Source organism: Ruegeria sp. HKCCA6837 (assembly GCF_013034475.1).
In the GTDB taxonomy this organism is placed as follows: domain Bacteria; phylum Pseudomonadota; class Alphaproteobacteria; order Rhodobacterales; family Rhodobacteraceae; genus Ruegeria.
The window spans coordinates 1-25,038 of record NZ_WQGD01000021.1 but is presented as its reverse complement, the minus strand read 5'-3'; the positions used below and the strand labels follow the sequence as shown (position 1 = coordinate 25,038).

Annotated in this window: 24 protein-coding genes; 10 read left to right on the top strand and 14 right to left on the bottom strand. The window is 56.6% G+C overall.

All coding sequences use genetic code 11. The features are described from left to right. Window position 1: 1 nt before the first annotated feature. The 5 genes from GOV91_RS20205 to thrS form a co-directional block, all read right to left on the bottom strand. Window positions 2–520 carry a DoxX family protein gene (locus tag GOV91_RS20205; protein WP_171177405.1) on the bottom strand — a complete coding sequence of 173 codons (519 nt, stop codon included), beginning with the start codon at window positions 518–520 and terminating at the stop codon, window positions 2–4. Continuing rightward, window positions 517–1,278: a DNA-binding domain-containing protein gene (locus GOV91_RS20200; RefSeq protein ID WP_171236793.1), complete on the bottom strand. Its 762-nt coding sequence runs from the start codon at window positions 1,276–1,278 to the stop codon at window positions 517–519. Before GOV91_RS20200 ends, GOV91_RS20205 begins: the two co-directional genes overlap by 4 nt. After that, a complete protein-coding gene (locus GOV91_RS20195; protein WP_171236792.1) occupies window positions 1,275–2,132 on the bottom strand; it encodes a DUF692 family multinuclear iron-containing protein in 858 nt (285 codons plus the stop codon). Before GOV91_RS20195 ends, GOV91_RS20200 begins: the two co-directional genes overlap by 4 nt. Window positions 2,133–2,204: 72 nt before the next feature. Next, window positions 2,205–2,507, bottom strand: coding sequence for a DUF2282 domain-containing protein (locus GOV91_RS20190; protein ID WP_171177392.1), 303 nt, complete (start codon window positions 2,505–2,507; stop codon window positions 2,205–2,207). Window positions 2,508–2,728: 221 nt separating this feature from the next. Continuing rightward, window positions 2,729–4,687, bottom strand: coding sequence for a threonine--tRNA ligase (gene thrS, locus GOV91_RS20185; protein ID WP_171236791.1), 1,959 nt, complete (start codon window positions 4,685–4,687; stop codon window positions 2,729–2,731). A 217-nt stretch (window positions 4,688–4,904) separates the two neighbouring features. Between thrS and GOV91_RS20180 the strand changes: the two genes are divergently transcribed. From GOV91_RS20180 to GOV91_RS20165, 4 genes are all read left to right on the top strand, one after another. Further along, on the top strand, window positions 4,905–5,654 hold the full coding sequence (locus GOV91_RS20180) for an alpha/beta fold hydrolase (protein ID WP_171236790.1): 750 nt from the start codon (window positions 4,905–4,907) through the stop codon (window positions 5,652–5,654). After that, entirely contained in the window at window positions 5,654–6,646 is a 993-nt protein-coding gene (locus tag GOV91_RS20175) for a carboxylesterase (protein ID WP_171236789.1), read from the top strand. The genes GOV91_RS20180 and GOV91_RS20175 overlap by 1 nt, the downstream gene beginning before the upstream one ends. A 44-nt stretch (window positions 6,647–6,690) precedes the next feature. Continuing rightward, complete coding sequence (locus tag GOV91_RS20170) at window positions 6,691–7,305, top strand: hypothetical protein (RefSeq protein WP_171236808.1); 615 nt, start codon at window positions 6,691–6,693, stop codon at window positions 7,303–7,305. 85 nt (window positions 7,306–7,390) lie between these two features. Then, a complete protein-coding gene (locus GOV91_RS20165) occupies window positions 7,391–8,107 on the top strand; it encodes an alpha/beta fold hydrolase (protein WP_171236788.1) in 717 nt (238 codons plus the stop codon). Here GOV91_RS20165 and GOV91_RS20160 read toward each other — a convergent pair. Together GOV91_RS20160 and phaZ are read right to left on the bottom strand one after the other, a co-directional pair. Continuing rightward, the gene (locus tag GOV91_RS20160) at window positions 8,098–8,685 is read right to left on the bottom strand and encodes a DUF6151 family protein (RefSeq protein WP_171236787.1); all 588 of its coding nucleotides are present in this window, start codon (window positions 8,683–8,685) and stop codon (window positions 8,098–8,100) included. The two genes, GOV91_RS20165 and GOV91_RS20160, sit on opposite strands and share 10 nt — an antisense overlap. Before the next feature lie 5 nt (window positions 8,686–8,690). Further along, the gene (phaZ, locus tag GOV91_RS20155) at window positions 8,691–9,962 is read right to left on the bottom strand and encodes a polyhydroxyalkanoate depolymerase (RefSeq protein ID WP_171236786.1); all 1,272 of its coding nucleotides are present in this window, start codon (window positions 9,960–9,962) and stop codon (window positions 8,691–8,693) included. Window positions 9,963–10,073: 111 nt separating this feature from the next. Here phaZ and GOV91_RS20150 point away from each other — a divergent pair, with 111 nt between their 5' ends. The 3 genes from GOV91_RS20150 (at window position 10,074) to phaR (ending at window position 13,140) form a co-directional block, all read left to right on the top strand. After that, complete coding sequence (locus GOV91_RS20150; protein ID WP_171236785.1) at window positions 10,074–11,876, top strand: alpha/beta hydrolase; 1,803 nt, start codon at window positions 10,074–10,076, stop codon at window positions 11,874–11,876. A gap of 131 nt (window positions 11,877–12,007) precedes the next feature. Next, a complete protein-coding gene (locus GOV91_RS20145) occupies window positions 12,008–12,454 on the top strand; it encodes a phasin family protein (RefSeq protein ID WP_171177334.1) in 447 nt (148 codons plus the stop codon). Window positions 12,455–12,588: 134 nt separating this feature from the next. After that, the gene (gene phaR, locus GOV91_RS20140; protein ID WP_171177332.1) at window positions 12,589–13,140 is read left to right on the top strand and encodes a polyhydroxyalkanoate synthesis repressor PhaR; all 552 of its coding nucleotides are present in this window, start codon (window positions 12,589–12,591) and stop codon (window positions 13,138–13,140) included. A gap of 41 nt (window positions 13,141–13,181) precedes the next feature. Here the strand turns inward: phaR and GOV91_RS20135 are convergent, their stop codons facing one another. From GOV91_RS20135 to GOV91_RS20105, 7 genes are all read right to left on the bottom strand, one after another. Further along, the gene (locus tag GOV91_RS20135; protein WP_171236784.1) at window positions 13,182–14,396 is read right to left on the bottom strand and encodes a DegT/DnrJ/EryC1/StrS aminotransferase family protein; all 1,215 of its coding nucleotides are present in this window, start codon (window positions 14,394–14,396) and stop codon (window positions 13,182–13,184) included. 115 nt (window positions 14,397–14,511) lie between these two features. Beyond that, window positions 14,512–15,816 (bottom strand): FAD-binding oxidoreductase, encoded by a 1,305-nt coding sequence (locus tag GOV91_RS20130; protein ID WP_171236783.1) that lies wholly within the window; start codon window positions 15,814–15,816, stop codon window positions 14,512–14,514. Between the two features lie 8 nt (window positions 15,817–15,824). Then, a complete protein-coding gene (locus GOV91_RS20125; protein WP_171236782.1) occupies window positions 15,825–17,183 on the bottom strand; it encodes a glutamine synthetase family protein in 1,359 nt (452 codons plus the stop codon). Beyond that, a complete protein-coding gene (locus tag GOV91_RS20120; RefSeq protein WP_171236781.1) occupies window positions 17,183–17,863 on the bottom strand; it encodes a type 1 glutamine amidotransferase in 681 nt (226 codons plus the stop codon). Before GOV91_RS20120 ends, GOV91_RS20125 begins: the two co-directional genes overlap by 1 nt. A gap of 58 nt (window positions 17,864–17,921) precedes the next feature. Then, complete coding sequence (locus tag GOV91_RS20115; RefSeq protein WP_171236780.1) at window positions 17,922–19,241, bottom strand: glutamine synthetase family protein; 1,320 nt, start codon at window positions 19,239–19,241, stop codon at window positions 17,922–17,924. A gap of 130 nt (window positions 19,242–19,371) precedes the next feature. Then, window positions 19,372–21,558 (bottom strand): xanthine dehydrogenase family protein molybdopterin-binding subunit, encoded by a 2,187-nt coding sequence (locus tag GOV91_RS20110; RefSeq protein ID WP_171236779.1) that lies wholly within the window; start codon window positions 21,556–21,558, stop codon window positions 19,372–19,374. A gap of 3 nt (window positions 21,559–21,561) precedes the next feature. Next, window positions 21,562–22,026 carry a (2Fe-2S)-binding protein gene (locus tag GOV91_RS20105; protein WP_171236778.1) on the bottom strand — a complete coding sequence of 155 codons (465 nt, stop codon included), beginning with the start codon at window positions 22,024–22,026 and terminating at the stop codon, window positions 21,562–21,564. A gap of 137 nt (window positions 22,027–22,163) precedes the next feature. On the opposite strand from GOV91_RS20105, the gene GOV91_RS20100 reads away from it, so the two are divergent. From GOV91_RS20100 to GOV91_RS20090, 3 genes are all read left to right on the top strand, one after another. Further along, entirely contained in the window at window positions 22,164–22,787 is a 624-nt protein-coding gene (locus tag GOV91_RS20100) for a TetR/AcrR family transcriptional regulator (protein ID WP_171236777.1), read from the top strand. A 527-nt stretch (window positions 22,788–23,314) separates the two neighbouring features. Then, window positions 23,315–24,151, top strand: a complete 837-nt coding sequence (locus GOV91_RS20095) for a hypothetical protein (RefSeq protein WP_171236776.1) — start codon at window positions 23,315–23,317, stop codon at window positions 24,149–24,151. 5 nt (window positions 24,152–24,156) lie between these two features. Continuing rightward, entirely contained in the window at window positions 24,157–24,912 is a 756-nt protein-coding gene (locus tag GOV91_RS20090) for a sulfotransferase family protein (RefSeq protein WP_171236775.1), read from the top strand. The last annotated feature ends 126 nt before the right edge of the window (window positions 24,913–25,038 follow it).

Below are 25,038 nucleotides of genomic sequence, written 5' to 3'. Positions count from 1 at the left end.
ATCACTTCAGGCGCAGGAGGCGGTCCAGCGAAAGCGGTCCTGCGCCGTTGATCACAATGACCAGCATCAGGAAGGTCCACAGTGTGCGCTGATCCATGATAGAGGGAGCCGCGTCGAACAGGCTGCCCAGTTTCACGCCGTGGCCGGTGACGTCAACCAGGGTTTGCACCCATATGAATCCAATCATTCCCAACGCGGCAAGGCGTGTGAAAAGCCCAACCAGCAGCAGGGCAGGCAGAACAAATTCAGCGACTGTTCCGAAGAAAATGACGATACGCTGGAAGAATGTCATCTGCGAAACATCCCACAGCACCGCTTCCGCAGCCTTGGGGAAAATCTGGCCGAAGGCTCCGCTGGATGGCGAAAAGATCGAACCGTCGATCTTCAGCATGGCTGAGTTCCAGTAGTAAACCAACAGAACTGCAATGAAGACCAGCCGGGCAAGTGTCGGAGTCAGCCAGTTGGACGCATTGTCCACCTTCTCAAGAGCAGAGTTGTGAAGTGAGATCAGGGCAGTCATGTCTTCGGCCTTTCGATAGTCACGGAAGTTACAGCACCGCCCTGCAAAAGCAGTGCCAGAGTGGTTCCCAGGTCAAACTCGGGTGCCTCGGCAGCGGCTTTTTCGAACGCTGCACCGATTGTGTTCCCGTTTTGCATATGGCCAATCCAGTCGGCCCCGCCTGACGGCAGCAAATGAGGATCAGGATCGTATTCAGGGCGCGTGATCAGTACGTCCTCGGCGCGCGCCTGAGGTTTTGGCGCGTCGGCTTCGGAGTTGAAACGCCAGATCGAATGAATCGGCCAGTCCGATCGGATCACGTGCATAGCTGGGGCAAATTGCAATCGCGCCTGCATCACCTGTTCAGGATCAACTGCCAATGCATCTGCGGGTGCAGGTTGACTGTCTGCCGCGTGGTAGGACCGGCGCAAGGCCAATTCCAACCGGGCAATGTCGGGCAAGTATCCAAGATGGGCAAGCTGCTGCATTCCGGCCAGAAAACCAGGAAATGCCTCGCCATAGAACATCATGAGCGGAGATGACGGGGGATGTTGGCGCAGGAATATCCCGGCCAATCCGTCCATGTTCTGCGGGCCCAACAGCTTGGTGATAACGGGGAAGGCCTGATGCATTGCTTCGGTCAGGGAAACCGCGACGTTGTTGCGGTACACACTAAACCTGCGGCCCGCCGGTTGCGCCTCAGCGTCTAGCAACCCATCTGGAACCGGCGCGGACGCATCCATCATGGCGGCGCGAAACTCGGACTGGGACACGCTCATGCCGGTACCTTGTCCAGTGCGGCCTGAGCGCGAACCGCTTCCTCGCGCAAAACCGGCCAGTCGGGAACATCGGTGTCCCATTCGACCAGCAGCGGCTTGGGACCGGATTGTTCAAGTACGTAGTCTAGCAAGGCCCAGACCGGATCAACGACCTCGCGCCCATGACTGTCAATCAAAAGCGGATGGCCGTGGTCGTCTTCATCTTCGTCATGGCCGCCCAGATGGATTTCGCCCACTTTCTCAAGCGGGTAGGCGTCGATGTAACCTTGCGGCGAGAAATCCAGATTAGTGGCAGAGACAAAGACGTTGTTCACGTCCAGCAACAGGCCGCAACCAGTGCGTTGGGCAATCTCGCGCAGGAAATCGGGCTCGGACCAAGTGCCTTCTTCAAAAGCCAGATAGCTGGATGGGTTTTCAAGCAGCATCTGTTGACCAACGGTGTCCTGCACCTGATCGATGTGCTCGCAGACCCGTGTCAGCGTCTCGTCCGTGTAGGGAAGCGGCAAGAGGTCGTTGTAAAAGTGGCTGTCATGGGTGGACCAGGCCAGATGTTCGGAAAAACTGGCCGGCTTCAGCCAGCCGACCAGATGTTTCAGGCGGGCCAGATGTTCGGGGTCCAATGGGCCTTCGCCACCGATGGACAGGCCAACGCCATGGACCGAGATCGGAAAGTGTTCTGAAAGGTGGCGCAGTTGCGCCAAGGGGCGTCCGCCATCGCCCATGTAGTTTTCGGCATGGACTTCCAGCCACGAAACGGGCTGTGCATGGTCAAGTATCTGAGCGAAGTGTTGCGGCTTGTACCCCACGCCCGGTGCAGCGGGCAGGCGGTTCGAGCGGAGCGCATCATCCAACATGGGTCAGTTCCTTGATCACGAAAGGGAAGGGGCGGGCGAACTGGCCCGCCCCCTTGATCCGTTTGGTCGACCTTATGCCGGCAGGTCGCGGTCCTGGGCTTCCAGTGAACCTTTGCGCGGTGTGCCGTCTGCCTGTGCCGGAAGTTCGATATCCGCGCAGGTACCAGCGTCAACCAGCGTCCATGCGTTGCCTTGATAGTCAACGGTCGAGGTGCCCGCACATGTGGTGCCGGGGCCTGCTGCGCAGTCGTTCTGACCGGCCAGAGACACGCCATAGCACTTTTCTTTGGCTTGTGCGGTTGCTGTGGTTGCAGCACCCGATACGGCGGCTGCGACTGCGGTTGCGATAACCAGGGATTTAGCTGTGTTCGACATCTCGGTGATCCTCTTGATGACTGGGTATGTCTGCTTGTGACACTGACAAAACTAGTGGCTTGTCGGCCAGAGTTAAATTCACGAGCCCGTGTCTCACAAGCGCGTCAGGGGGCGGCATGCCCTCTTGAAGCCTAATGCATTGTTTTTGATGAAGAAAGGGTGAAATGTTACAATCCGGCCCCGTTTTAAGGGCCGGATTGCCAGAGATATACCGCTGAATGTTACAGCTGATCCGGGGGGGTAGATGCCTGCGACAGCTCATTTGTTACAACATCAAGCGGTTGAACCTGTGTCTGTTTTTCACCCAGACGCCGGACGCTGACAGTGCGTTCTTCAACTTCGCGGTGACCAACGGCCAGAATCACGGGCACTTTACCGACTGAGTGTTCGCGGACCTTATAGTTGATCTTTTCGTTGCGAATATCGGCCTCGGCACGCACACCTGCAGCGCGCAGGGTTTCAACAACTTCGGCAACATAGGCGTCGGCCTCGGAAGTGATCGAGGCGACCACGACCTGACGCGGCGCCAGCCAGAAGGGCAGCTTGCCGGCGTGTTCTTCGATCAGAATGCCGATGAAGCGTTCGAATGAACCCAAAGTTGCCCGGTGCAGCATCACAGGGCGATGTTTGCCGCCGTCCGCTCCGATATAGGTGGCGTCCAGACGTTCGGGCAGAACAAAGTCCACCTGATGCGTCCCGCATTGCCAATCCCGGCCGATTGCGTCGGTCAGAACAAATTCGAGCTTCGGACCGTAAAACGCCCCTTCTCCGGGGTTGAGTTCAGGTTCGATCCCTGCGGCACGTGTTGCGCTGAGCAAAGCAGCTTCGGCCTTGTCCCACACCTCATCCGATCCAGAGCGTTTTTCCGGTCGATCCGAGAATTTGACCGAGAAGTTTTCGAATCCGAGGTCTTTATAAATCCCGGACAAGAAACGAATGAACTCGGCAGTTTCAGATTCAATCTGATCTTCGGTGCAGAAGATGTGCCCATCATCCTGCGTAAAGCCGCGCACGCGCATGATACCGTGCAGGGCACCCGAGGGCTCATAACGGTTGCATGATCCGAATTCTGCCATCCGCAGAGGCAGGTCACGATAGGATTTCAAACCCTGATTGAAAATCTGCACGTGGCACGGACAGTTCATCGGTTTCAGGGCATTGATAGCCTTTTCACGCGCATGTTCTTCGTCCACTTCGACGATGAACATGTTTTCCTGGTACTTGTCCCAGTGACCCGAGGCTTCCCACAGTTTGCGGTCAACGACCTGAGGGGTGTTGACCTCGACATAGCCGCCCTTGCGTTGCTGGCGGCGCATGTAGTCCTGCAATTGCGTGTAGATGGTCCAACCGTTGGGATGCCAGAAAATCTGCCCGGGGGCCTCTTCCTGCATGTGGAACAGGTCCATTTCACGACCAAGCTTGCGGTGGTCGCGTTTGGCAGCCTCTTCCAGCATGTGCAGGTGGGCTTTTAGCTTTTCTTTGCCGGTGAAGGCCACGCCATAGATGCGCTGCAACATCGCGCGGTCACTGTCGCCACGCCAATAGGCACCAGCGATGGACATCAGCTTGAACGCGTCGCCCGGCACCTGACCGGTGTGCTGCAGGTGTGGACCTCGGCAGAGATCCTGCCAGTGACCGTGCCAGTACATCCGCAGCGGTTCGTCGCCCGGGATGGATTCGATCAGTTCGACCTTATAGGGTTCGTTGTTGGCGTTATAGAATTCGATCGCGCGGTCACGGTCCCAAACCTCGGTGGTCACGGGGTCGCGCTTGTTGATGATCTCTTTCATCTTTTTCTCGATCAGGCCGAGATCTTCGGGTGTGAACGGCTCGGCCCGGTCAAAATCATAGTACCAGCCATTTTCGATGACAGGGCCGATGGTGACTTTGGTGGCTGGCCAGATTTCTTGAACGGCGCGTGCCATGATATGGGCCAGATCGTGGCGGATCAGCTCATTGGCCTGATCTTGATCCTTCATGGTGTGGATTGCGATCTGCGCGTCGGCTTCGATGGGCCATTGCAGGTCCCAGTGCTGGCCGTCAACGGTGGCCGAGATAGCCTTTTTGGCCAGCGAGGTCGAGATATCGGCTGCCACCTGCGCAGGCGTGATGCCTGCGTCATAAGATCGTGCATTGCCATCGGGGAAGGTGAGTGAGACGGATTTTGAATCCAAGGCCATGGTTCGGCTCTCCTCGTCGGTTTGGCGCCCACTGAACGCCCGGTTGCGGGTTATGTGTGTTGGGTCGATTTGGCAGGTAGGGGGTCTGGTGTCAAGGGCAGGAGCGAGGGGCCAGCCCCTCGCGCACCCCGAGGTATTTAGGGCCAGATGAAGAGGGATCCGGGAATTGCACTTGGGTACGTGGCGTGCATGATGCTGCGAAAGGAAAGAGGATTTCATGGCAACGACAAGTTTTCTGGAGACGGCGCAGGGCCGTCGGTTGGCCTATCACAAAAGCGAGGGCGCGGGACCGACCATCGTTTTCCTGGGCGGTCTGAAGTCTGATATGGAGGGCACCAAGGCCGTGCATCTGGAGGCCTGGGCGCAGGCGCGGGGACAGGCGTTTTTGCGGTTTGATTACTCCGGGCACGGTGAAAGCTCGGGGGTATTTACCGATGGCTGTATCGGCGATTGGCATGAGGACGCCGTTTCGGCGGTGGCGGCGCTGACCGACGGGCCCCTGGTCGTCGTAGGGTCTTCGATGGGCGGATGGCAGGCATTGTTGCTGGCCAAGACGCTGCCAGATCGAATTGCGGGCATGGTCACAATCGCCGCCGCGCCGGATTTTACCGAGGACGGGTATTGGGCGGCATTCAGCGATGAACAAAAAGCCGCTTTAGACAGCGTTGGTCATGTCGAACTGCCCTCGGACTACATGGAGCCCTACATCATAACCAAACAAATGATCGAGGACGGGCGGCGGCGAATGGTCCTTAGAGACCCGCTTTATCTGCCTTTTCCGGTGCGTTTCCTTCAGGGAACGGCGGACACGGCGGTGTCCACGGAAACTGCTGTGCGGTTGCTGGATCACGCGACCGGGCCGGACATTCGCTTGCTGCTGGTCAAGGACGCAGACCATCGCTTTTCGGACGGGCCCTGTCTGGGGTTGATCGAAAACGCGGTTTTAGATGTGTTGGGAGCTAACTAATGCGGCGCTTTGGTTGGGTTCTGGGGCGGATTCTTCTGGCACTGATTGTCGTCGGGGGTCTGATCTTTTGGTTCGGACCGCGAGAGGATGTCGACCTGAATCCAAGCTTTGAGTCCCGCAAATTTGGCGAAGGGGTGCAGGTCTATTTTGAAAGCACCGAGGCGTCGTTTGATGATATCGTTCCGGGCGTCGAAAAACGTGTGATCTGGCAGGACGGCTTCAAAGAACAACGCACACCTTATTCTGTTCTATACATCCACGGATTTTCAGCCAGTTCCGAAGAAATCCGGCCCGTTCCAGATCTGGTGGCTGACGCACTTGGAGCAAATCTTGTTTACACGCGATTGCAAGGCCACGGCCGCGATGGGCCCGCCATGGCGGAAGGCACGGCAACGGGCTGGATGCAGGACACAGCCGAAGGTCTGGCTGCGGCGCGCGCTGTTGGGGAAAAGGTTATCGTCATCTCGACCTCGACCGGCGGCACATTGGCGGCGGCGGTGGCGCTGGACGCCGACCTTAGTCAGAATGTGGTCGGGATGGTTTTTGTATCCCCGAATTTCGGGGTGAACACCGCGGCGGCATGGGTGCCGACGTTGCCTTGGGCGCGGCGATGGCTGCCGTTGCTTATGGGGCAAGAAAGGGATGTATCAGGGCCGGATCCAGAAAAGAACAAGTATTGGTCCGCTGTCTATCCCTGGGAAGCAGTCGTACCGATGTCCGTTCTGGTGGATACGGTTTGTGCACTAGATTTCTCGCAGGCATTGGTACCTGCGTTGTTCTGGTTCTCGGACGATGATCAGGTTGTGCGCCCCGACAGGACACACAAGGTCGCCGAGGCCTGGGGTTCTCCTGCAAGGGTCGAGTTGGTCACGATGGGGCCGGGGGACGATCCCGCGTCACATGTCATCGCAGGGCGGCTGATGTCACCGGGGCAGACCGATGCCGCCGTTACGGGTATCCTGGAGTGGTTGAAAGAGCTTGGGGTTCAGTGAAGCCAGATCAGAGGTAAGGAGATAGAATGCGAAAACCGGGAAGCATGTGGAGCCTCGAGACTTTGGGTCGCGTCCGCTTGTCCCGGTATTTCTTCATGCGCGACTTCCTGTATTCCGAGATTGGCAACTTCCATCAGAAGCAAAACATTCCTGACAACCCGGATCAGGCGATTGAAACAGGGCGTGCGTTTTGCGAAACCCTGCTGGACCCGTTAGAGGAAACCTTTGGCCGCATTGCCGTGCGGTCAGGGTACAGGTCGCCTTCCCTAAACCAGTTCGGCAATGAAAACCGGCTAAATTGCGCCCGCAATGACAATCCGTTGGAATGCCATATCTGGGATCGCGGCGAAGGCGATGCGCGGATCGCCGGAGCGTCAATCGTCATCCCCTGGTTTGCGGATCAATACGCGCAGGGGCGAGACTGGCGGGATTTGGCGTGGTGGATGCACGATCACCTGAACTATTCCGAGATTTGGTTCTTTCCGAAACTTTGCGCGTTCAATCTTGTATGGCGGCCCAAACCACTGCGCAGGATTGACAGCTACATTGCCCCGCGCGGATGCTTGCTAAAGCCGGGTGCCGAACCCGGTGAAGACAAATCCGAGCGCCAGAGGCGTTACGCGGATTTCCCCGAATTTCGGGCAATCGCCTACCCGTAAAGTTTCCCTTGCCCGGCCGTGGCAAACCTTCCATCCTGAAGAAAAAGCAAAGAGTTCGGAAAACCGAGCAAATGGAGGCCCCTGCGTGATCGAGCCGCTGGTGTTCTTGCCTGGATTGATGTGTGATGCCCGACTGTTTCGCCCGCAGATCGAGCTGTTGTCCCGTACGAGGGCGGTGACCGTTGCGCCCATTTCTGGTGGCGAGCGCATCGAAGAAATTGCTTCGGGGTTATTGGACCAACTGCCGCATCGCTTCGCGCTGGCCGGACTCAGCATGGGTGGGGTCGTGGCTTTGCAATTGATCCGGAGAGCGCCGGAGCGAATTTCACGCCTGTGTCTTATGGCGACTGACGCGCAGGCCGATACACCGCAAATAGCCGCCACTAGAGAAGATCTGATCATCGCGGCCCAAGGCGGGCGGTTGGAAGACGTGATGCGCAAACTTGTGGGGTCGGACGCTCTGGCACCGGGGCCGAAGCGTATCCCCATTCTCAATGATCTTTTGACGATGGCCGAGGGGCTGGGCTCTGAGGTGTTTGTGCGTCAGATGCGGGCATTGCAGCGCCGCCCGGATCAGCAGGCCGCCTTGCGAAAAATCAAGGTTCCTACCTTGGTTCTGTGCGGCGCGCATGACACTTTGACACCGGTTCGACGGCATTCCTTTATGGCCGATTTGATACCGGAGGCTGAGATACTTGTTCTTGAAAACGCGGGACACCTTTTGACCCTGGAAGCGCCAGATCAGGTCAACGAAGCCTTGCACACCTGGCTGAATGCACCACAGCGTTTCGATTACGGGTAAAGTGCGGCACGTTCGTCTTTGGATATCACGACGGGCGTCGCGACGGGTTCGCTGGTTTTCTTGTCGAAAAACGGTGTATTCTTCCAACGGCCAGACAGACGAGAAATCGCAACACGGCGTATCAGTCCGAAAGCGGCGAACCTAATCTTTTCGTGCTTTTGTTTGCCATTGGGTCGGGGCACAAATCCACGGGTTGTGACAGGACCCAATATAGAAGTGTCATCTGTGATCCTGCGCACCAGAAAACCGGCAAAGGGAAGCGAAGCACTTGGTGGCGTTGTCGCCAGCGGTGTGTTGCAGCAATTAGCATACCAACGCAGCATGCCATTGGGGCTGAGCTTCATGGCCGCTATGAATTGGCCTCCAGCGGTGATCTCAATCTCTTCCGGCGCCATCTGCAGAATATCGACGGCTCCGGGGGCTGGGTCCGGTTGTTTGAAGTACAACTGCGCGGCCCGGCAATCGCGGCAGAAGCATTCGACATGTGTTCCTTGCCGGACACCCCTTGCCGATACGCGCCCCTGCAGGCTGCCGCACCGACAGGAAAAGGCGAGACCGCTACGCGCAGGTTCGCTCATGGTGGTCAGGCAACTTTGTTGGTGTTCGCTGCGCTTCGGCGTGGCTTGCGGCTGTTTTCATTCATGAAATCAATCACAAGCGGGCGGATGTTGTCACGCCAACTGCGGCCTGCGAATATGCCGTAATGGCCTGCGCCGGGTTCCACATGGCTTGCCTTTTTGCTGTCGGGCAGGCCGGTGCACAGATCAAGCGCGGCGATACACTGACCAGGGGCCGAAATGTCGTCATTTGCCCCTTCGACCGTTTTCACTGCAACATTGGTGATCTTGGACATATCCACTTTGTGACCGGCTACGACAAACTCGTTCCTCGCAATCTCACGGTTCTTGAAGACGCGTTCGACTGTCGACAAGTAAAATTCGGCGGTCATGTCCATGACGGCCAAATATTCATCATAGAAACGGTTGTGCGCATCCAAGTCCGAGGCTTCGTCGCGGATGACCCGCTGGATCTGATCCGAAAACGCCTTGGAGTGCCGCTCGGCATTCATCGACATGAACGAGGCCAGCTGCAACAGGCCCGGATAGACCATGCGGCCAACACCTTTGTATTTGAAGCCAACACGCTGGATCATCGTCTCTTCCAACTGCCCCATTGTCACGCGCCGTCCAAAATCCGTCACATCGGTTGGGGTCGCATCCGGATCAACCGGCCCACCGATCAGGGTTAAAGTGCTGGGCTGGGCTTTTGGTTCGACTTCGGCCAAATAGGCTGTGGCCGCAAGGGTCAGAGGCGCAGGCTGACATACTGCAACAACATGCGTGTCTGGGCCTAGCTCTTTCATAAAATCGACAAGGTATAGGGTGTAATCCTCGACATCGAACTTGCCGGCAGACACAGGAATATCGCGCGCATTATGCCAATCGGTGATGTAGACTTCGCAATTGACCAAAAGGCTTTTGACAGTCGAACGCAGCAGCGTTGCATAGTGGCCCGACATCGGGGCGACAAGCAGCACCTTGCGCGGTTGTTCTTCGCGGCCGTTGACGCGAAAATGGACCAGATCGCCAAACGGGCGTTCCAGAACCGTTGTAATTTCGACCAGATGGTCTTTGCCGTCTTCGCAGGTGAAAGTGCGGATGCCCCAGTCGGGCTTCACAACCATGCGTTGGAAGGTGCGTTCTGTCACCTCGCCCCAGGCCGCCATCCAGTTGAAAGCGGGGTTGGGAACCATGGAAAACATCGGGTAAGAGGCCATCGCGCTGGCTGTGGCACCAAGCCATTGGTTGGTGTTGCGCATGGTTTCCATAAGGTCGTAGGTCATCATATAGCGCATAAATGGGGCCTCCTGAGTGTCAGTCTGATAGTTCGGACCATTCGTCGCTTTGCCCCCCAGCACCCACGACGTTATTCTGCATAGCAGCGAGGTTAGGGGGGAATTGTTAAAATGACAACAAGTGAAGACCAAATGCCAGACGTATCAGACGAACACATTGAACGCCTTAAAGAAAATATGGAAAAGGTCGAGCAACTCTCGAAGCGTTTGATTGAGGTCATGGCTACTAAAAAGCCTCACACACCTGCATTAGATGGCCCGAATCAAGAGCTTTTCGCACGAGCAGCAACGGCATATTGGGCCGAAGCTTGGCAAAATCCCGCCAAACTGTTGGAGCAGCAGATAGAATTCTGGGGAAAGTCTGTTCTGAACTTTGCTGAAGCGCAGCGTGCGTTGACAAAAGGCGAAGCGGATGACGAAATCTCCTCCCCCGGAGACAAGCGCTTCTCGAACCCCTTGTGGGAAACCAACCCTTACTTCCGTTTGATCCGTCAACAATACCAAACCAACGCCCAGGCTATTGCGCAAGCTGTCGCTTCGGTCGACGATCTTGATACCAAGGACAAGCGGCGCTTGCAGTATTTCTCGCAGCAGATCATCGACATGATGGCGCCGACCAATTTTCTGGCGACGAACCCGGATGCTTTGCAAAAAGCGGTCGAGACAGAAGGCCAATCGTTGATCAAAGGGCTGGAGAACCTTGTTGCCGACCTGGAAGCCAACGATGGCGAACTGGTGGTAAAGCTGGCGGACGAAAATGCGTTCGAGGTCGGCGGAAACCTGGCAACCTCACCGGGTGAAGTGGTCTATCGCAACCGGATGATGGAGCTGATTCAGTACAAGCCTGCGACAGACACTGTCTACGAGACACCAATCGTCCTGTTCCCGCCCTGGATCAACAAGTTTTATATCCTGGACCTCAAAGCACAGAACAGCATGATCAAGTGGATCACCGAGCAAGGCTACACCCTATTTGTTGTCAGCTGGGTCAATCCAGATGAAAGCTATGCCGAAACCGGCATGGAAGATTACATTCAGGACGGCTTTTTGACGGCAATCGACGTTGCCAAGAAGATCTGCAAGGTCAAACAGGTCAACGCGGTCGGCTACTGCATCGCGGGCACTACTCTTAGCCTGACTCTTTCGCTGATGAAGCAGCGCGGGGATAAGTCGGTCAAATCAGCCACGCTGTTCACGGCATTAACGGATTTTTCTGATCAGGGTGAATTCACGCCTTTCCTGCAAAACGACTTCATCGACGGGATTGAGGAAGAGGTGAACAAGGAAGGCGTGCTGCGCTCGTGGATCATGGCGCGCACGATGTCGTTCCTGCGGTCACGCGACCTGATCTATGGACCAGCCATTCGCAGTTACATGATGGGCGAGGTGCCTCCGGCCTTTGATCTGCTCTACTGGAACGGCGATGGCGCGAACCTTCCCGCGAAAATGGCCGTCGATTATCTGCGCGGCCTGTGTCAGCGTAACGAGTTCGCAACAGACGGTTTTGAGCTGTTGGGACACAAACTGTCCGTCAGCGATGTAGATGTGCCTTTGATGGCCGTTACATGCGAAACCGATCATATCGCTGCCTGGAAAGACTGCTACCGGGGCGTTCAGAAAATGGGATCGCGTTCGAAGACTTTCGTGGTTTCCGAGTCGGGCCATATCGCAGGCATCGTGAACCCTCCGAGCAAAAAGAAGTACGGACACTACACCAATCCAGACCTGAAACTGGATTCCGACACTTGGCTTAAGGAGGCAGACTTTCATGAAGGGTCCTGGTGGCCGATGTGGGACGCATGGCTGAAGAAACGGTCCGGGAAACAGGTGCCCGCACGCGTTGCCGGCGATTCGGAATACCCAAGCCTAGCTCCGGCTCCGGGTACCTATGTTTTGGCAAATCCAAACGCCTGATTTCATTTTGAAACTTAAATTTTTCTGCATCGCAGCAAGAAAAAACTTGCAATGCTGCGATGCAGCAATCATATTGTCCTCAAGCTGATGAAGCCCGGGGTGGGCCCGGACCGGCTAAAAGGATTAGGACAATGGCAAAGACCCAAGACTTTAGCGCGATCATGAAAGACATGATGGGCGCATTCCCGGTGGACACCACCGCAATGGAAGACGCATTCAAATCGACCGCTTCGCTGAACGAAAAGCTGTCGGGCGTTGCTTTGGAAGCTGCTGAGAAATCGGCCGAGATCTCGAACAAATGGACCAAGGACACCCTGGCCAAGCTGACCGAGATGTCGAAAGCAAAGACAGAGCCTGCTGACTACGCAAAAGCGGCAACCGATTTTGCAAGCGCGTCGGCTGAAGTCGCAGCTGAAAACCTGGCTGCTTTCGCTGAAATCGCGAAAAAAGTTCAGACCGAAACCGTCGAGCTGCTGATGGCTGCTGGCAAAGACGCTGCAGAAGAAGCAACTGCTGCTGTCAAGAAAGCAACCAACGACGTGACCACTGCTGCTAAGAAAGCCGCAGCGGCCAAGTAAGAACGTCCGCGATAGGCACCTTATCCTCCCTAAAGGTGCAATCGCGTTGGGCAGGTCCATTGACCTGCCCTTTCTTTTTGTGCTGCAGTCGCATAACCTGTGCTGCAACGCATCATCCTTGGGGAGGGTACCCGGTGTCGGACCAAGAAAAACCGCTGCTGATCAAGCGCTATGCCAGCCGTCGGCTGTATAACACCGAGACCAGCGATTACGTGACGCTCGAAGATATTGCGGGGTTTATCCGTGATGGGCGCGAGGTTCAGATCATCGACCTGAAAACCGGGGATGATCTGACACGTCAATATCTTCTGCAAATCATTGCTGAACATGAAAGCCGCGGTGAAAACGTACTGCCGGTTAATGTGCTGAACGATCTGGTCCGCAGCTATATGGTGCCGGGTGGGGGTATGATGCCACAATTCCTGCAAAGCTCGTTCGAGATGCTTCGTGAAAGCCAAAGCAAGATGATGGAGAATATGAGCGCCATGAACCCGATGTCGCAGATGCCGGGCTTCGACGCGCTGCAAGCGCAGCAACAAGCGTTCCTGAAAGCCATGACTGGTGGTTTGTCCAGCGGCTGGTCCTCGCCTGACGCGGAAGAGGAAAAGGCCGAGCCGAAAGAGGACCTGGACGACATCAAGAAACAACTGGCAGAGCTTCAGCAGAAGCTGTCCAAGCTGAACTGAAATCGAAAAGAAAAGGCCCGCAGTTAAGCGGGCCTGTTTTTTTAGGTGCCATAGACCGGCATCGGGCCGGTCACTTCGCCCACAGAAGCCAGCAGAATATCCGCGATCACATCCAGCTCTTCGCGTGTTAGTCGCACGGGAAGGCGCACGTCGCATGCTTTCATCAGCATGGCGCGGGTTTGGGGAAGCTCGAATTTCTCGGGCAAGAACTGCCAGTTCCAGAATGCACGGGCATTGTCCTCGCTCAGACCAAAGACCTGCACTTTCACACCACGTGCCTCGGATGCGGCGGCAAAGGTGCGAATCTCGGCCTCGTCCATGCCAACAAGATTGAACTGGATCGAGTCGGGCGCTCGCCTTTCAGGTGCCAGCGGTGCGGGAACATCGATATAGGGTGATGTGTTCAGGCGCTCGGCCACATAGTCGTGATTTGCCAGGCCGTCGCGAACACGGCGCGCAAGTTCAGGGATCTGAGGACGGATCACCGCCGCGCTCAGATTGCTGAGACGCAGGTTATACAGCGGCAGTTTGTTCTGCCAGCGGGCAAAGGCCTCTTCCAACTCGGACGAGTTGTCGCCGTGCGGAGTTTTGTGCTTCTTCCAGTTATGCTCATACGCGCCAGACATGATGACGGCGCGGGCCACCATATCAGCATCATCCGTGACCAGTATGCCGCCTTCGCCTGCGTTGATCATCTTGTAAGACTGGAACGAGAAACAGCCGACCTTGCCAATGGTGCCAATATTGCGGCCATGCCACGTGGTGCCCAGCGAATGTGCTGCGTCCTCGATCACCGGGATGTCGCGCGCGTCGCACAGGTCCATGATGGCATCCATGTCTGACGTATGTCCGCGCATATGGCTGATGATCACGGCTTGAGCGTTGCCCAGCTTGGCCTCGAAATCTACCATGTCGATGCGATAGTTTTCACCCACCTCGCACAGAACCGGAATGCAGTCCGCGTGCACGACAGAAGAGGGCACTGCGGCGAAGGTAAAGCCGGGTATCAGAACGCGTGCGTCGCGAGGCAAATCCAGCGCCTTGAGCGACAGGAACAGCGCGGCCGAGCAAGAAGAAACCGCAAGAGCGTATTTCGAACCCAGCAATTTCGCGAACTCGGCTTCCAGCAAGGCCACCGGGGCATCTTGCGGTGCGGTATAGCGGAACAGATCGCCTGATTGCATCAAGGCGTCGATGGCTTCGCGGGCGGCTGCGGGGATGGGTTCGGCGTCATGAACGTTTGGTGGAAGCGTCATATTTGGTTTTCCCGAATTCTATCTTTGGGAAAGATAAAGCTATTCACGTGGCAAGCCAAGCGCTCATTCCACGCTGCGGCGAGAATTCACCAATCTGTCATAATGTTTAAGTGGATCAGACCCCAAGACGGTCGCGCAGCGCGAACCAGGTCATCGCAAGTACCAGCAGCGGGTTGCGCAGGGCGGGTCCGCCGGGAAAGGGCAGGGCAGGCACACGCGCCATTGTATCGAACCCTTCAGCCTGTCCCTGTATTGCCATGGCCATGAGTTGTCCGGCATGTGTCGCAGTGCCGACGCCATGACCGGAATAGCCCGAGGCCGACAGGATATTTGGTGCCACGCGGGTAAGATAGGGCATTCGCCGCATGGTGATTGCGAGCGTCCCCCCCCAAGCATAATCGATTTTGACATCGCGCAGATGCGGGAAAATCTCGGTCATGGGTTTGCGAACCTTGGCGGCAATATCTGAAGGGAAACGGTAGCCATAGCTTTCGCCGCCCCCGAACAACAGCCGACCATCCGCACTCAGGCGGAAATAGTTCACAACGAACTTGGTATCAGCAACCGCGACATCCTGTGTCAAAACACGTGCGGCATCGCTGCCTAGTGGTTCGGTGGCGGCAATGAAGTTGTTGATGGGCATGACCCGAGAGGCCACAGAGCGATTGAGGTCGCCCAGATAGCCGTTACACGCCAGGATCACATGTTCAGCCCGAACAGTCCCGTCTGAGGTTCGGATCACCGCGGGCCGTGATTCACCAATCCCAGTGACTTCGGTGTTTTCGTAGATTCGCACGCCCGCTTTCGCCGCCGCGTGCGCCAACCCCAATGCATAGTTCAAAGGATGCAGGTGCGCCGCGCCCATATCCAGGTAGCCGCCTTTGTAAGCCGGGGACGGGCAGAGCGCGCGGCCTGCGTTTTCATCCAACAGCTCAATCTGATCATAGCCGTACCGGTCAGACAGGTGACCGGCATGGTCGTGCAGCTCTTTTTGCTCTGAAGAGCTTAGGCCCAAAACCGCAATTCCGGGTTTCAAGTCGCAGTTGATTTGGTGTTTGGCGATCAGGGACTTGACCAGATCCTTGGCGTCTTCGGCCAAATCCCACAGCTTGGTAGCATCTGCATCGCCAACAAGGCGTTCGAGATCTTCCTGATCCATCCGTTGCGCACTGCCCAATTGGCCACCATTGCGACCGGACGCGCCGAAGCCGACGCGATGGGCTTCGAGTAACACGACGTCGAACCCGGCTTCGGCCAGATGCAGCGCTGCTGACAGGCCGGTGTAGCCACCACCTACAACGCATACGTCTGCTTTGGTATCCTTTGACAGAGCAGGAAAACGTTCCATGGGGTTCGCCGTCGCAGCGTACCAACTGGCAGGGTATTCGCCCTTGCGGTCATTGGAGTAAAGCAGGTTCACGGCGTGTCTCAGACGTTGATCAACAGATGCTCGCGTTCCCACGGAGAGATGACCTGCAGGAACTCCTCGTACTCGGCGCGTTTTACGATGCCGTAGACGCGGGCAAATTCGGGCCCAAGGACCTCGTGCAGGGCCGTAGCCCCGTCAAACAGATCCAGCGCTTCCCCCATGACCTGAGGAATATCCCCTTCGCCTTCATAAGCGTCGCCATAGAACTGGCGGCGGGGGCGTTCCTGTTCGATCAAGCCTAGATAGCCGCAAGCCAGTGACAATGCGATGCCCAGATACGGGTTGCAGTCCATCCCAGCGATACGGTTTTCGACACGGCGCGCCGCGGGGCCAGAAAGCGGGACGCGGATGCCGGTTGTGCGGTTATCGCGGGCCCATTCCAGATTAATCGGCGCTGCATGGTCTTTCACATAGCGTCGGTAGGAGTTCACATAAGGCGCCATCACGGCCAGGCCGGCGGGCAGATGGTTCTGTAACCCTGCAATAAAGTGGTAGAACGCGTCCGTCTCACCGCCCTGCGGACCGGAGAAGAGGTTCTCTCCCGTTTCCATGTCGATGATCGAATGGTGGATGTGCATGGCCGATCCGGGCTCTTCCTCGATCGGTTTTGCCATGAAAGTCGCAAAACAGTTGTGGCGCAACGCAGCTTCACGGATCAGGCGTTTGAAGTAAAATACCTCATCCGCCAGCTTGATCGGATTGCCGTGACGCAGATTGATCTCTAGCTGTCCGGCTCCACCTTCCTGCGTGATGCCGTCGATCTCGAACCCCTGATGTTCGGCGAAATCATAGATGTCGTCGATCACCGGACCAAACTCGTCCACTGCTGTCATGGAATAGGCCTGTCGTGCCGCCGCCGGGCGGCCAGAGCGACCCATCATAGGCTTGATGCCCTGTGCCGGGTCGACATTGGGCGCGACCAAGAAAAACTCCATCTCGGGCGCGACAACGGGTTTCCATCCCTTGTCGTGATAGAGCTGCACAACACGCTTAAGAACATTGCGCGGGCTGTACGGTATAGGATTGTCGTCCCGGTCGTAAGCGTCGTGGATCACCTGCAGCGTCCAGTCTCCGGTCCAGGGCGCAGCGGAGGTGGTCGAGAAATCGGGTTTCAGGATCATATCCCGCTCGATAAAGCCATCTTCACCTGCGGCCTCGCCCCAGCCACCTGTGATGGTCTGGTAGAAAATGCTGTCGGGCAGGTGGAAATACGACTGCTTTGCAAACTTCGAAGCAGGCACAGCCTTACCCCGTGCGATACCAGGCAGGTCCGAGATGATGCATTCAACCTCGTCCAGCCTCTGTCCGTGGAAATACGCTTTGGCGGCGTCCGGCAGTTTATCAGTCCAATCAGCCATCAGGCTCTCTCTTTCTTTAGAAACTCGGCCATTTGGCGCGCGATTCTTGCATTGTCATCGGGTGCAGTTTCACGGTTTGCGGCTGCTCGCATAAGGTTATCGGGAACCACGCCTTTGCCGCGTGTCCGCATCAAGCCCGAAACGAATCCGTTAGAAAATTCTGGATGCGCCTGAACTGTCCAGATCGTGTCTCCATAGGCCAGCATCGCGTTTTCGCAGAATGCATTCCGTCCCAGAACACGAGCCTGATCAGGGAGTTGTACAACCTGATCCTGATGCCAGGCATTTAGCCAGACCTTGTCCCCATCATAGTCATACTCTGTCCGCCCCACGGCCCACCCGCCCGAGAATTTCTCGACCTTGCCACCCAGGGCCTGCGCAATGATCTGGTGGCCAAAACACACGCCAATGAGCGGCTTGCCGCTTTGGTGGATCTCTCGGACCAACGCTTCCAGCGGTGCAATCCAAGGCAGGTCGTCATACGCACCATGGCGCGATCCGGTGATGACCCAACCATCTGCATCATCGGCTCCGTTTGGGAAGACATTGTCCACAACCGCAAATGTTTCGAAATCAAACCCGTGGCCATCAAGAAGTTTGGGGAACAGAGCGTCGTAATCCCCAAATTCATCCTGCAGCACATCTGGGGTGTGGCCGGTTTGTACTATGCCGATTTTCATGTGACACCAAATTTGATCAAATTCATTCTAGCTGAGTTCGTGCAGGGCGGCAAGAGGGTCAAACCGCCTCAAGATAGCTCAGCCAGTGTGCCTCTGAAGGAATATTTTCAAATCGGGCAATCTCTTGCCGCTTGGTCATTGCCAGGTACCGGATCAGATCGGCCGGGAACAGGCGGGCAATCAGGGGATCTGCCTCAAACCGGTCTATTGCCGTGGACCAGTCTGGCATCAACTGCGGCAGGTCCGGATGATCGTAGGCGTTTCCGGTGATTGGGGCAGGGGGCTGCAGCCCGTCTTCGATACCTATTAGGGCTGCGCCCAGAACCGCGCTCAGCATAAGGTACGGATTGATGTCACCCCCCGCGACGCGGTGTTCAATGCGACGTGCTGCCGGCGCGCCACCCGGAATACGAATGGCCGCGGTTCTGTTCTCGTAGGCCCAGCACGCTCCGGTCGGCGCATGTGCGCCCGGCACAAGTCGCGTGTAAGAATTTCCATGCGGCGCAAAGATCAATGTGCTGCCAGGCATGGCCGCGACACAGCCCGCCACGGCGGATTTCAGAACCTCGGTGCCCTCAGATCCACCATTGTCGAACACGTTACGCCCGTCTCGATCCAGAACCGAGAAATGCACATGCATCCCGTTACCGGCATCATCCGCATAAGGTTTGGACATGAAGGTTGCCGCAAACCCGTGTTTGCGGGCCAGCCCCCGCGTCAAAGCCTTGAAAAGCCACGTATCGTCCGCACAGCGCATGGCGTCTTGGTGGTTCAGGTTTATCTCGAACTGGCCCACGCCGCTTTCTGAAATTGCAGTCTGCGCCGGGATTCCCATGTCGGCGCAACCGTCATACAGGTCAGTGAAAAACGCTTCGAAGGCATCCATTTCGGCAACTGATAGAACGGCCTCATGCGAAAGACGGCGACCGGTGATCGGATTCAACGGAGGCTGCGGTTGCGGGCCAGAGGCATCGACCAGAGTGAACTCTAGCTCGGTTGCAGCCAAAACCGACCAGCCACGCTGTGCATAGCGCTCCAACGTAGTGGCCAGGGCATGGCGCGGGTCTCCGGCAAACGGAGTCCCGTCGTCGTCAAAAAGGCTCATTGGAACCAGCGCCGTTTCATTTGCAAGCCAGGGAACCGGCACTGGTCCACGTTCCGTCGGGCGTAAGACGCCATCGGCGTCGCCTGTTTCAAAGACCAGAGGGCTGCCGTCGATATCAGCACCCCACAGATCAACGTTCAAGGCCGAGAACGGCATCCGCACCGCACCTTTTTCCAGCTTGTCTGCATAATTGGCGGGGACGCGTTTGCCACGCATCTGACCGTTCAGGTCACATGCGGCAACTCGGAAATTGTGCAGGGCGCTCAGGTCCATTGGGGGCTCCGTCGGTGCTATTCCCCCGAGATGTACTTCAATGGATTTGCTTTGTCATCAAATTTGATCAAATTGTGCGGGAAGCAAAAGGGCGTCGACGCAAGTAACGCCGAAGCCCTAAAGTTTTCGGTCAGGCGAATGTAACGCCGTTTTCCGCCATCGGCAGGGTCGTGACCTTAACGCCCGTCAGGGCGCGGATCGCATTCGCCAGCGCCGGAGCGGATGGGGGCGTGCCCGGCTCACCCACACCGGTCGGCGCCTCAGCCGAAGGAACGATGTGCACGTCGATGGCCTGGATGTCACTGATCCGCAGCGGCTCGTAATCCGGGAAGTTTGTCTGATCCACGGCACCGCTGGTCAGCGTGATCTGATCGCGCATGACGTGGCCGATGCCGTAACCGACACCACCTTCGATTTGCGCCTTGATCACGTCAGGATTCACGGCAATTCCGCAATCGACGGCACAGGTCACCTTTTCGATGCGTATACCGCTGTCCACGTCGCCGGACACTTCGACAACCTCGGCAACATACGAACCAAATGACTTGTGCACCGCGATGCCCTGCGCATGACCAGCCGGTGCATTTCCCCAACCCGCCTGTTCGATAGCCAGTTTCAGGACACCGGCCTTGCGGGCCTGATCGGCATTGGCCGCATCGTTCAGATGTGCAAGACGGAATTCAACCGGATCACGCCCTGCTGCTTCGGCAGCTTTGTCCATCATGGTTTCCATGACATAGGCCGTATGGGTGTGACCCACCGAACGCCACCACAAAAGCGAGGTCGCCTTGGCCGTGTCGGTCAAACCCAGCGACATGCCCGGGATGGCGTAAGGACTGTCTGCGATACCCTCGACCGAGCTGTGGTCGACGCCGTCATGGACCAGCACAGACTCAAACGGTGTGCCTTTCATGATCGACTGTCCCGCAACCTTATGCTGCCAGCCGACAACGTTGCCCTGACCGTCCAGTCCGACACGGACCTTGTGGCCGAAAGCAGGGCGGTAGTAGCCACCGCGGATGTCATCTTCGCGAGTCCAGACCAGTTTCACCGGACGCGTCCGATCAGTAAGTACAAAGGCCAAGGCGGCTTCGACCTGATAATCCGCATCCGGAGTGGCGCGGCGACCGAAGGACCCACCTGCAAGCAGTGTCTTGATCTGGATTTTTTCCGGAGGAAGCTGGAAAATCTCGGCGAAGGCGAAATGGGTGATCGTGGGGATTTGCGCGGCGTCGTGCAGCAAGATGCCACCATCTTCGGTTTGTTCGATGGTGCAGTTCATTGGCTCCATCGGGGCATGCGCCAGAAGCGGGAAGAAGAATGTCTCTTCGATCACCGTGTCCGCACCGTCGACTGCCTTCGCAACGGCTGCCATGTCCGCTTTATTCACATTGTGCTGTGGCTCGGCGTCCAGAGCGGCAAGAATCTCGGCCTCGATCTCATCCGAATTGCGCGTTTCGGCTGCGGATATGTCCCACTCGACCTCAAGCGCATCACGGGCCTGAATCGCAGCCCAGGTGTTTTCGGCGTAGACAGCGACGCCCGCATTGTTGGGCAGAGTCGCAGCGTTGATGAAGCCCTTAATCTCTTTCGCGACACTATCGTCAAAGCCAGTAACAGTGGCACCGCGCGCCTCAGGGCGTTTGATCATGGCGATCATCTGGTTGGGTAAATGCAAATCCATACCATAGATCGCCTGACCGTTGCCCTTGATGGCTGAATCCTTACGGCGCACATCCGGGTTGCCGATCAAACGAAACTCTGACGGATCTTTCAGGCGCGGCTCTGCCGGAGCTTCGAGCTGCGACGCAGCCGCCACAAATTCGGCGATTGGAGCTTCGTTGCTGCCCGCCTTCACAACACCTTCATCGATCGTCACGCCCGACGCGTCCACGCCCCAGGCTTGCGCGGCGGCTGTGATCAGCATCTCACGCGCAGCGGCACCGGCCTGGCGGTATTGCTGCCATGAGTTGGCGATAGCGGTCGAACCGCCGGTACCCTGGGCCTGACCAAATGCAAGGTTGGCGTAAACTTGGGGGTTAGACGGTGCAAAGTCATAATCGATCTGGTCCATCCGCAGGCCGATTTCTTCCGCAATAATCGTCGGCAGACCGGTCGCTGGGCCTTGACCCATTTCAAAATGCTTCACGATCGCAGTCACGGTGCCGTCGGCATCAATCCGCACAAACGGATTGAGCTGAACGTTCTCGGACGACGCTGCGGCAATCGCGCCATCGGGACGCGCACCAACCAGCAGAACCGCACCTGCGGCAGCTGCACCCTTCAGAAACCCCCTGCGGGAAGTGTTGATAGTCATGAATCAGGCCTCCAGAATTTCAGATGCACGCTGGATACCGGCGCGGATACGTTGGTAGGTCGCGCAGCGGCAGGCGTTGCCGTACATGTATTCGTCGATCTCTTCGGCGCTGGGCTTGGGGTTCTCAGACAGTAGGCCAACGGCCGACATGACCTGACCAGACTGGCAGTATCCACATTGGACGACATCAAGCTCGACCCAAGCTTGCTGGACGGCCGAGCCGATCTTGTCCGCACCGATCGCTTCGATTGTGGTGATCTCGGCATCTTCAACATCTTCGATATACGTCTGGCACGAGCGGACGGGTTCTCCGTTCAAATGCACCGTGCATGCGCCACAAGAGGCAACGCCGCAGCCGAATTTGGTTCCGGTCAGTTTCAGTTCATCCCTGATTACCCAAAGCAAGGGGGTGCCGGGTTCGGCTTCGACCGTATGCGTCTCGCCGTTCAGTTTCAGATTTATGGCCATGAGGGGGTCTCCGTGTTGGCTTGTTGCCCGAGTCGGTAAACTGGCGGGTTTACATGTGGCACAATACTTCACGCCTGTAAACTCCTGCGTTTACCTAGGGTTTGACCGGCCCCCGTCAATAGGTCTATAGCTCGGGTATGAATGAATGCAGCACACCGAATGCGTCCAAGTCCGCACAGATCATCGAAGCTGCCGTGGCCGAGTTCCAGGAAAAGGGTTTTGCCGCAGCAAGCATGGATCGCATTTCTGCGCGGGCCGAAGTGTCGAAGCGTACGCTGTACAAGTATTTTGAAAGTAAAGAAAATCTGTTCCGGTCTATCGTGATCGAATTGTCCAGCCGTTTTGCCGAGGTGCTGGAAATCCGGTATGAAAAGGGTCGCGATATTCGCGAGCAACTCACCGAGCTGGCTTGGGCCGAGGGACGAATTCTAATGCTGCCGGATGTCATTGCGATGGCGCGGATGGTCATCAGCGAAACCTTGCGCAACCCTGTGCTCGCGGCTGAGGCGCAGGGCAAACTGGATAAGACCGCTACATTTATCGCCATGCTCAAAGATGCGGCTGAAGATGGGCAGCTGAGAATCGACGACCCCGAACAGGCCGGGCAAGAGTTTATCGGCCTGATCAAAGCACGCGCCTTCTGGCCTTTATTGTTTACCGGCGGAACGCTGACCAAGGCTGAGATGGAGGACACGATCGAAAGCAGTGTTCAGATGATGGTCAGCAGATACGGCATCGATCCGGACTTGCCCGCCTCTTGAGCGCATGTGGGTGTCGCGTAGGCCACACATTGCGTCAACAACACTGCACCGATCCAGCTTAACCTTTCGCAATGCGCAGCGGCTTGCGGAAAATAGATGCAGCTATCGAATTCTTCCGAAATCGGCCAATCGGCATTTAAAGAATGTGCGCTTTGCCAACCAGCCCTAACCATCCAACTGCAACTCAATTTGGGGCTTCAGAAGCGGCGGTCCCATGGCGTCTGTCGGCCGCGCGAAATCCTTGGCATTCTGTCCTGATCGAAAAGAACGCGACCCAACATCGGATTTCAAATGATCAATACGACGGCTGAGTGCTGATTTCGGTGTTTTCAGTTCTTAGGCGGTACAACGAAGTCCCGAAATCGCGCTACCACTTCAAGGGTTAACAGTGAGCTCTTGGGTGGCAATTTTCGTAAGTGGAAGATCATATCAATTTTGGTATGAGTATGAGCACAAAAAAGCAATGGGAATGCAAAGCAAAACAGTTCTAACTCTCTACCAGGTTTCTCCAAGGGAACAGATGAGCGATGAACAGTTACGTAAAGCCACCCAAGTGGGAAAACCCCAAGGTCAAGCTCTTTCCGCATCAGGTTGGTTTTACTTGTCCTCCGCATGACTTTGACGCGGCCCCGTCTGATTTCTTGCGCATGTCACCACGCAGTGTCGGTGTGCACGGCCGTATGCTTCATGTGCCGGACTATGCTCACCGGCTGGATCAACGCAAAAAGAACTTCGGCCTGCTGGAAGAATTCATGGAATGCATGGCCAACAACGGGGCGGACGTCTGTGGGCAGGTCGGTTCAAATTGGGTGCATGCCAGTGGTCTGGGTGTAGAAGGTATCCGTCAGCATATCGAAATGCTGAGCGACAAGTACGAAACACCGTTTCACATGGCAGGCTATTCGATGGTTGAAGCGCTGCGTGATCAGAATGTGGAAAAGGTCGCGCTCAACGCCTGCTATCACAGGGACACTTGGTATCAAGGCACAGTTGGGTTCTTGAAAGAAGCCGGGTTTGATGTGGTCTGGGCCGGTAACTTTTTTGATCAGGGTTGGTTCAACAGCCAGGAAGCGGTCGATGCGTGCATTTGGTGTTTTGAAGAAGAGCTGATCTACAAGTCCTTCGATTATACTGCCGACAAGGCCCCCAATGTCGATGCTTATCTGATCAACGGGATGAGCAATTATCGCCGCTCGTCCGACGGTATTGCCCAGCGTCCGGTTCACTATGAAGTCGAACTGGAGAAACGGCTTGGCAAGCCGGTCATCGGCCATGACACCGCGCTTTACTGGCGCATTTTCAAAACCCTGGGCTTGGCTCCGGAAACCCAGCAGGGCAGCCTGCTCTCCTCATTGAAAGACTGAAGCGAATGCACAAGATTGTAGCTCTTTGGGCGATTCCCCGCTCTACCTCGACCGCGTTTGAATGGATGATGCGCCAACGTGGCGATCTGGATTGCCTGCATGAACCATTTGGCGAAGCCTGGTATCAGGGTGAAGACCCAATGTGGCCGCGTTTTCAGGAAGGTGAGGTCACAACCCCCGGCCTGACACTGGAAAGTGTGTGGGACGATATCAAAGCCCGTGCCGCAAAAGGGCCGGTCTTCATCAAGGATTTCCCCCATTATATCAACCATATGTGGAACCCCGAATTCTTGTCGCATTTCACACATGCTTTCCTGATTCGCGACCCGGCCAAGACGATTTCGTCCATGTACAACAAATGGCCGGATTTCGATGAGCTCGAGGTCGGGTTCCCCGAGCAGCGCGCTTTGTTTGATCTGCTGACAGCCTTGAACGGCGGCAAAAAACCTCCGGTTGTTGACAGTGACGACCTGCTGGAAAACCCGCATGACATGACCCGGGCATTCTGCGATGCGGTTGGCATCCCCTTCGTCAAAGAGGCTCTGACCTGGAAAGCTGGTGGCGACCCGTCCGAGCATAGTTGGTGGGACGGTGGGTCTTTTCATGCCAACCTGGCCCAGTCTACCGGTCTGAAACCTCAAAGACGTAAGTACGTTGAAGTGGCTGATGCCCCTGAACGCGTGCGCCGTGTGCACCGTCGGATGAAGCCTCACTATAATCACCTGTACAAGCACCGCATCCGCGTGTCGGAAAATGCCTGAAAAGAAGCAAGATGAAAAAGCGAGTCAAAACAGCGGCGGTTCCACGCCCCGCTAAGGTTATGCCTTACGGTCCAATCCCGGAACTTTATGTGTCCTATGAGTCTGCTCAGAAACTTAAGTTCGAAG

Bases quoted from the DNA above. Each gene is read 5' to 3' on its own strand.
- GOV91_RS20205 (WP_171177405.1), bottom strand. From the start codon at position 520: ATGACTGCCCTGATCTCACTTCACAACTCTGCTCTTGAGAAGGTGGAC.
- GOV91_RS20200 (WP_171236793.1), bottom strand. From the start codon at position 1,278: ATGAGCGTGTCCCAGTCCGAGTTTCGCGCCGCCATGATGGATGCGTCC.
- GOV91_RS20195 (WP_171236792.1), bottom strand. From the start codon at position 2,132: ATGTTGGATGATGCGCTCCGCTCGAACCGCCTGCCCGCTGCACCGGGC.
- GOV91_RS20190 (WP_171177392.1), bottom strand. From the start codon at position 2,507: ATGTCGAACACAGCTAAATCCCTGGTTATCGCAACCGCAGTCGCAGCC.
- thrS (WP_171236791.1), bottom strand. From the start codon at position 4,687: ATGGCCTTGGATTCAAAATCCGTCTCACTCACCTTCCCCGATGGCAAT.
- GOV91_RS20180 (WP_171236790.1), top strand. From the start codon at position 4,905: ATGGCAACGACAAGTTTTCTGGAGACGGCGCAGGGCCGTCGGTTGGCC.
- GOV91_RS20175 (WP_171236789.1), top strand. From the start codon at position 5,654: ATGCGGCGCTTTGGTTGGGTTCTGGGGCGGATTCTTCTGGCACTGATT.
- GOV91_RS20170 (WP_171236808.1), top strand. From the start codon at position 6,691: ATGTGGAGCCTCGAGACTTTGGGTCGCGTCCGCTTGTCCCGGTATTTC.
- GOV91_RS20160 (WP_171236787.1), bottom strand. From the start codon at position 8,685: ATGAGCGAACCTGCGCGTAGCGGTCTCGCCTTTTCCTGTCGGTGCGGC.
- phaZ (WP_171236786.1), bottom strand. From the start codon at position 9,962: ATGCGCTATATGATGACCTACGACCTTATGGAAACCATGCGCAACACC.
- GOV91_RS20150 (WP_171236785.1), top strand. From the start codon at position 10,074: ATGACAACAAGTGAAGACCAAATGCCAGACGTATCAGACGAACACATT.
- GOV91_RS20145 (WP_171177334.1), top strand. From the start codon at position 12,008: ATGGCAAAGACCCAAGACTTTAGCGCGATCATGAAAGACATGATGGGC.
- GOV91_RS20135 (WP_171236784.1), bottom strand. From the start codon at position 14,396: ATGACGCTTCCACCAAACGTTCATGACGCCGAACCCATCCCCGCAGCC.
- GOV91_RS20125 (WP_171236782.1), bottom strand. From the start codon at position 17,183: ATGGCTGATTGGACTGATAAACTGCCGGACGCCGCCAAAGCGTATTTC.
- GOV91_RS20120 (WP_171236781.1), bottom strand. From the start codon at position 17,863: ATGAAAATCGGCATAGTACAAACCGGCCACACCCCAGATGTGCTGCAG.
- GOV91_RS20115 (WP_171236780.1), bottom strand. From the start codon at position 19,241: ATGGACCTGAGCGCCCTGCACAATTTCCGAGTTGCCGCATGTGACCTG.
- GOV91_RS20110 (WP_171236779.1), bottom strand. From the start codon at position 21,558: ATGACTATCAACACTTCCCGCAGGGGGTTTCTGAAGGGTGCAGCTGCC.
- GOV91_RS20105 (WP_171236778.1), bottom strand. From the start codon at position 22,026: ATGGCCATAAATCTGAAACTGAACGGCGAGACGCATACGGTCGAAGCC.
- GOV91_RS20100 (WP_171236777.1), top strand. From the start codon at position 22,164: ATGAATGAATGCAGCACACCGAATGCGTCCAAGTCCGCACAGATCATC.
- GOV91_RS20095 (WP_171236776.1), top strand. From the start codon at position 23,315: ATGAACAGTTACGTAAAGCCACCCAAGTGGGAAAACCCCAAGGTCAAG.
- GOV91_RS20090 (WP_171236775.1), top strand. From the start codon at position 24,157: ATGCACAAGATTGTAGCTCTTTGGGCGATTCCCCGCTCTACCTCGACC.